6 protein-coding genes are annotated in these 6,135 nt (G+C 40.7%); all 6 read right to left on the bottom strand.

Annotated elements, in window-relative coordinates; genetic code table 11:
* Positions 1-461 (bottom strand): hypothetical protein (locus tag RAO94_11835; GenBank protein MDP8323032.1); only part of this gene is annotated, 461 nt, incomplete at its 3' end.
* Positions 462-731: 270 nt separating this feature from the next.
* Positions 732-1,046 (bottom strand): hypothetical protein, encoded by a 315-nt coding sequence (locus tag RAO94_11840; GenBank protein ID MDP8323033.1) that lies wholly within the window; start codon positions 1,044-1,046, stop codon positions 732-734.
* Positions 1,039-1,680, bottom strand: a complete 642-nt coding sequence (locus tag RAO94_11845; GenBank protein MDP8323034.1) for an MBL fold metallo-hydrolase — start codon at positions 1,678-1,680, stop codon at positions 1,039-1,041. Before RAO94_11845 ends, RAO94_11840 begins: the two co-directional genes overlap by 8 nt.
* A 25-nt stretch (positions 1,681-1,705) precedes the next feature.
* Positions 1,706-2,830: a DUF362 domain-containing protein gene (locus RAO94_11850; protein MDP8323035.1), complete on the bottom strand. Its 1,125-nt coding sequence runs from the start codon at positions 2,828-2,830 to the stop codon at positions 1,706-1,708.
* 45 nt (positions 2,831-2,875) lie between these two features.
* Entirely contained in the window at positions 2,876-4,024 is a 1,149-nt protein-coding gene (locus tag RAO94_11855; protein MDP8323036.1) for an FAD-dependent oxidoreductase, read from the bottom strand.
* On the bottom strand, positions 4,014-6,095 hold the full coding sequence (locus RAO94_11860) for an FAD-dependent oxidoreductase (GenBank protein ID MDP8323037.1): 2,082 nt from the start codon (positions 6,093-6,095) through the stop codon (positions 4,014-4,016). Before RAO94_11860 ends, RAO94_11855 begins: the two co-directional genes overlap by 11 nt.
* Between the last annotated feature and the right edge of the window lie 40 nt (positions 6,096-6,135).

Genomic DNA, 6,135 nt, shown 5'->3' on the forward strand with positions numbered 1-6,135 from the left:
GGATCATAAGCAATTGCACGTACTGCTTGACCTGTTACTTCAATATTGTTTTCAGGTACTGCCTCTCCTGTTTCAGAATCCCAGCAGTAAACTGTGCTGGTCGCTGCTGAGCCATACATGTACTCACCATCATAGGCAAGATCACGCGCTCCTGTTAATGGAACTGTAATTGCTTCGATATAAGTGCCTTCTGAATCAAATTTGTAAAGCTGGTTTGAACCACTCCATTTGGTGGCATAAAAGTACTCACCATCCCATTCCATGCCGGATAGTCCGACTTGACCTGTAGGCGTGTCCACATCAAACTGCAGTAAATTGTCCCAGGGATCGCGACTTGGGTTAGCGGGGGCATTACTCGGTGTCAGAGTAAGGTCTCTCCGTTCAAAACGGCCATTTGGGTCCTTAGCCATTAAACTAAATGCAATCGTAATTGCGATTAAAATTAAAAAATACTTCTTCATCCAAAACGCTCCTTTTGTTTTTGGTTTTCTTTTTGGTGATTTTACCATATTACTTTTTTTATATTTAAATTGTAATTTAAATCAGGTGATAAAAACCTTTTAAATTCAAATCTAACTTCTATATTTCTTTCCATCATTATTAACTTCCTAACAAAACTTCCTTTTAATATATATAAGCAATAAGTATTCCTTAAATGATAAAAAAATGCCTAATGGTGCTGGTATTTGCTTCTTTAATAAAAAATAATTAGTGAAAAACAGAAAATATATCTAATCTGACTGAGTTTCTCTTTTCCTGGTTTTTTTTATTATCTGCACGTCAGGTTTCTTATAACCTATCTCAGCACTACTTCTTAACTGTACCCGAGGGTCATTGTCCATATCAGTAATATCTTTTTCCAGGTATTCGTTTTGTGCCTGCATATCATCATTTCGCACTATTGCCTGTTGATAAACTTTTTTACTTTTATAGAGATTGTAAAAACTGAATTGCCCTTTATAAACTATCAGAAAGACAAAAACTGCGATCGCGCACCAGACTAACACGGATACAATGATCTTTCCTTTGCCTTTTTCTTTATTCATAATTAAGTACCCTTACAGTATATTGATTTGCTGAGAAAATATCATCATTCAGTTCTATTTCTGGTTTGTCAAAATACTCTATATTATCGTAATGACTTAGGAAATCATCAACTGGAGCCAGTTCAAAATTAAGTGCAGGTGTTTTATAATGTATTGGGAAAATTACTTTTGGCTTAATAAGATCAACCAGCTTGATTGCTTCTTTTGCATCAATGGTAAATACTCCTCCAACCGGCAGGAGCAGAACATCAATATTTTTTATTTTATTAATGATCTCAGGCGATGGAATATGCCCCAGATCACCACAATGTAGAAATGTTTTTCCCCCTGCTGTAAACTTCATTAACAGGTTCTTTCCCCTTTGTGTACCTTTTTCTTTATCATGCCAGACCTGGATCAGCTCAAACCTGCTGTTACAATGTTCAAAAATTCCCGCTTCTTTGAGTACCAAAGGGTTTCCTTTTATTAAATCTATATTATTATGATCAAAATGATCATGGGAGGAAAGCAGCACATCTGCCGTAATATCAATATCCATATTATAACCAATATCAGTAAAAGGATCAATAACTATTGAGATCTTATCAGTAGTGATTTTCCAGAAACTGTGTCCAAACCATTTCATCTTGATCATAATATCAACCTCCTAAACAATAATTCTATTTAAGTATAAAGCTGGCAAGAAAACTTTTATGGATATATACAGCCTGATAAGGGCATAATTCATGACAGCACATACATTTAATGCACTTATCATAGTCAATTTCCGGGGTAGGTTTATCAGGAGTTATTGTGATCGCCTGCACGGGACAGCTATCACGGCATACTCCGCAGAGACGGCATTTGCTATTGAAATCAGGATAATAATTGAAAGTATTTCTGAAAATTTCCTGCAGGAATTTTGGGGAATGCTGGATGATTTTGATCAATGGGCTTAATCTTTTGATCTTAACATTCTTAAAAGTAAAATCCTTCCATTGAGCATCGAAATCTATTTCATTTTCACTAATTCCTTCTTCTGTCAGGCACTGGCTGATATAGGATATCTGCTCTGCTTTAAAACCCATCATTGCTGCTGCCTGAGTGTCCAGAGCTGCTCCACTTTCACTTGCCATTATAATGCCAAAATTTCTTGTCTCTCCCGCTGAAGGTCCTTCACCCTCCATACCAACTATCCCATCCAGAATATTAAGAACTATCTGTTTTCTGCTGAGCCTATATATATCGCAGATCACCTGGCTGAAATCTGTTTGAGTGGGGTATTTACTGTGGTAATCTGATTTCTTTAAGCCAGGGATCAAGCCATACAGGTTCTTGATGCAGCCGGTATAATACATCAGGGAATGGGTTTTATATTTTGCCAAATCAATCACCGCATCCGCTTGATGAAAAGCCTGGGCAATATTATATTCTCTATTTTCGATAGATTGGTTTACCACACCTTCTGTATTAAAATTGATCAATTTCACATGATAATTATGGCATAATTCTTCCATACCCGTTTTCTTCCAGGTGAGATTTACAGGTAATGATCCGCCCGGACTGTCACCCAGCCAGACTTCCTTGCCCATGGTCTGCAGGATAATGATCACTGCTTCCACTACTGCCGGATGAGTTGTTACCGCCCGTTCTGGAGGATATGGACCCAAAAGATTTGGTTTCAAAAGCACTGTCTGGCAATTTTTGAGTTTTTCTTCCAGATTCAATTCAAAGAAGACGTTTTCAATAAATTGGCTGATAGCTGGTAATTCATATTCAGAGATCTTCTGAATAAATACTTTCATTATTACTCCATAAAAGGATCAGCCCCTTTGCGGGGTTGAAGTATCTTATTTAAATGCCTCTATTCCAGAAAAATCCCGCCTCAGATCAAAGCTGGCTAATATCCGGTCATCATCATCATGTTTATTTTTCGTGATACAGCGCGCTGTCAATTCTCCCAATCCAGGTCCCAGCATGAATCCCTGTCCGCACATGCCCACCAGGTTATAGTAATTCTTCATGCCTTCCGGGAAGCCTACAATCGGGAAACCATCTGGAGTCATGGGATATTGTCCCCTCCAGCTGCGGCGTATTTTTAAGTTTGCCAGTCGCGGATATAGTTTCACCATTCTTTTGGCTACCTGGGGGAAATAAACTGATGTGCTTTCGCTGCAGGTGCCTAATATTGGTGGATCAGGAGTGATGCAAAAAACTACCTGCCCTTCATTATTTTGATAAAAATAATAATTTTTAGAGCCTTTGGCTGGACGCATGTCAACCACCATGGGTTCAAAAAATCTTTGAACTGGTTCCGTGATAGCGGCCTCATGACAATCTGGTTTCACCGGCAGGTTCAGGCCAACCATTTTCCCGACTGCTGCTGCCTGGTTGCCGGCTGCATTTATTACGTAGCTTATCTTATATTTGTCATTATCAGTTGTGATCTCACCTTTTTTCAGATTGATGCCGGTTACAGTTTCATTAAAATAAAAATTCACTCCCAGATCTTTACAGATAAAGTAGTAAGCATTTGCTGCCAATAGGGGAGAGGCAGAGCCATCTTCTGGTGAATAAGTTGAACCTAATAATCCATCCATATTGATACCAGGAACCAGTTTATTATATTCCTCCGGGCTTATCCATTTAATATTTAAGCCAAAAGAATGCTGGATCTTCATCAGGTCTTTCAGCATCTTCTCATCTTTCTTATTATAAGCTGGAAAGCTGTAACCATTGGTCATCCAGCCAATATCATAGCCATATTCTTTTTCCATTTGAGAAAATATTTCTATGGAACGCTGACTGATCTTGATTTTGCCATAATCTGAGTGTGTAGCCCGAATCCCGCCAATTGCTTTCTTGGCATTCTTCTGCCCTGGTGATGCCTGATTATCGATCACTGCCACCTTTAATCCGCTATCTGCCAGTGATTTTGCTGCCGGCAGTCCTACTGAGCCTGCCCCGACCACGATTACATCATATACTTTATTCATCATCACCTCCCACTACTCCTGCGTAAATTCCCAAAGGCACTTCCACATAAGCAGGACGTTTGGTGTTTGCTATTACCTTATCAGCAGGGATCCCTCCCTGTCTCATTAATTGACGGATCAGACTGTCACAGGTCTTGGCTCCGCAAGGACCCATGCCTGCTCGAGTAATAGCCTTGATCTGATTAAGGTCAGTGACCCCCTGTTTGATCAATTTCCTGATTTCTCCAGCAGTTACGCGTTCGCAAAGGCACACCATGGCATCATCATCGAGTTTATCCGGCATAATAACTTCTGGCAAAGGAGCTGATACTGATTCATCCTGAATTCTGATCCCAGCAACTCTTTTAGCCACAGCATGAGGAACTCTGAGCTTGATCAACTGGGTTTTAGTTTTATGCTTTTTCATCACAGTCACCACTTCCACCATTCCCAGCAGATCACCTTTAATATCCATCGCCGGCACTTTTGTTCCCACTTTTATCGGCATATTACCAACTTCATAAGGCAAAGTAACCAGCGGATGAGATTCATTTTCACGGTAATCAACCAGTGTGATCGCCAGTCCCGGACAAATCCGCACGCACTCACCGCAGCCAATGCAGTTTCCATCAAAATACGGCAGACCCATAATGGGGTCTCCATACAGATGAATTGAATTTGTAGGGCAAATTGTGCTGCAGGGATTGCAGGGTATTTCCTGACGGCAGTGCACAATCGGCATCACGCCTTCATGGGCATCTGTATAAACAGGATCTAATACTTCCCCTGGATGAGATTTAAGTATTTCAGCTTTTTCATACCAGAATTGGGGTATATCCGGAGCATCAGCTCCCAGGAATCTGGCAACCTTCACTCCCGTGATCTTGCCATTATACATGGCTGAAGATGCTTCAGCGATCTCAGAAGCATCTCCTGCAGAGAATACTGTCAATCCTGCTTTTTCGGCAGCAAATGTGAATTCACTTACCGGTTCCAGACCAACTGCTATTAATATTGTATCACAGGCAAAAGATCTCTCTGTGCCTTTAATAGTTTCAAATTTATCAGTGATCTGTGCTATTGTGATGGATTCCACAACCTCATCGCCATTAGCAGAAATGATGGTGTGAGAGGTATAAATAGGAACTCCTAACCGCTGGAGTTTATCTGCATGAACCTTGTAGCCACCGCATTGTGGCATGGCTTCCACCAGTCCCACAACTTCTATCCCCGCCTGTAGAGCATGATAGCCGGCTATCAAGCCCACATTTCCTCCACCAATAATGAATAAACGTTGCGTGGGACGCACCAGATCGCGGTTTACCAGTGTTTGAAATGCTCCTGCTCCATATATTCCACCTAATGTATTACCCGCAAAACGTAAAAATTTCTCTCTGGCTCCGGCAGTATTTAAGACTAATTTCGGCTTCACAATTTTGTATTCACCATCTTTGAGAATTCCCGCTTTCTGGTCATGAAATACGTAGATAGCTGTGCTGCTTGTCCAGGTTTCTATTTCATTACATTCAGATACTTCTTTTGATAGTAATTTACCAATATCAATGCCCCGTGTTCCGGCATAAGAATCTGCTACTGAGCCGAAGAACTTATGAGTCTGCAATACGAGCTTTCCACCCAGCTCATTTTTATCATCCACGAGTATAGCTGAAATACCATATTTTGCCAGTTGCAATCCAGCAGAAAGACCGGCAGGTCCTCCACCAATTATCAAAACATCAGTTGTTATTTCCTCAATATCATGCATTTTGGGTTCTGCTATTGCTTCCGGCAATTCAGGTAATCCCTCTACGCTTTCCACGATCATATTTTCGGCCAATGTTGTCATGCACGATTTCACCGGTTTACCATTGGCGATAACCGTACACTTGGCACATTGACCATTTGCACAGAATATGCCAAGAGCAGAACCATCTTTGTGATGATGACCAAATACTTTGATCCCATTGGCAAAAAGAGCCGTAGCAATCATCTCGCCTTTCTCTGCCTGCAGAGGCTGATTATTCCAGTAGAAAGTGATTTGCGGTCGCTCCGTAACTTGTAGAATGGGATGCTGCCTGATCCGATTTCCACTCATAACTATCTCCGTTTAATATTTTTTTAGTATAGATTTTTAT

Origin of the sequence: Candidatus Stygibacter australis (assembly GCA_030765845.1) — a bacterium.
Lineage (GTDB): Bacteria > Cloacimonadota > Cloacimonadia > Cloacimonadales > TCS61 > Stygibacter > Stygibacter australis.

Coding starts and splice junctions, on each gene's coding strand:
- RAO94_11840 (MDP8323033.1), bottom strand. CDS start 1,046: ATGAATAAAGAAAAAGGCAAAGGAAAGATCATTGTATCCGTGTTAGTC.
- RAO94_11845 (MDP8323034.1), bottom strand. CDS start 1,680: ATGATCAAGATGAAATGGTTTGGACACAGTTTCTGGAAAATCACTACT.
- RAO94_11850 (MDP8323035.1), bottom strand. CDS start 2,830: ATGAAAGTATTTATTCAGAAGATCTCTGAATATGAATTACCAGCTATC.
- RAO94_11855 (MDP8323036.1), bottom strand. CDS start 4,024: ATGATGAATAAAGTATATGATGTAATCGTGGTCGGGGCAGGCTCAGTA.
- RAO94_11860 (MDP8323037.1), bottom strand. CDS start 6,095: ATGAGTGGAAATCGGATCAGGCAGCATCCCATTCTACAAGTTACGGAG.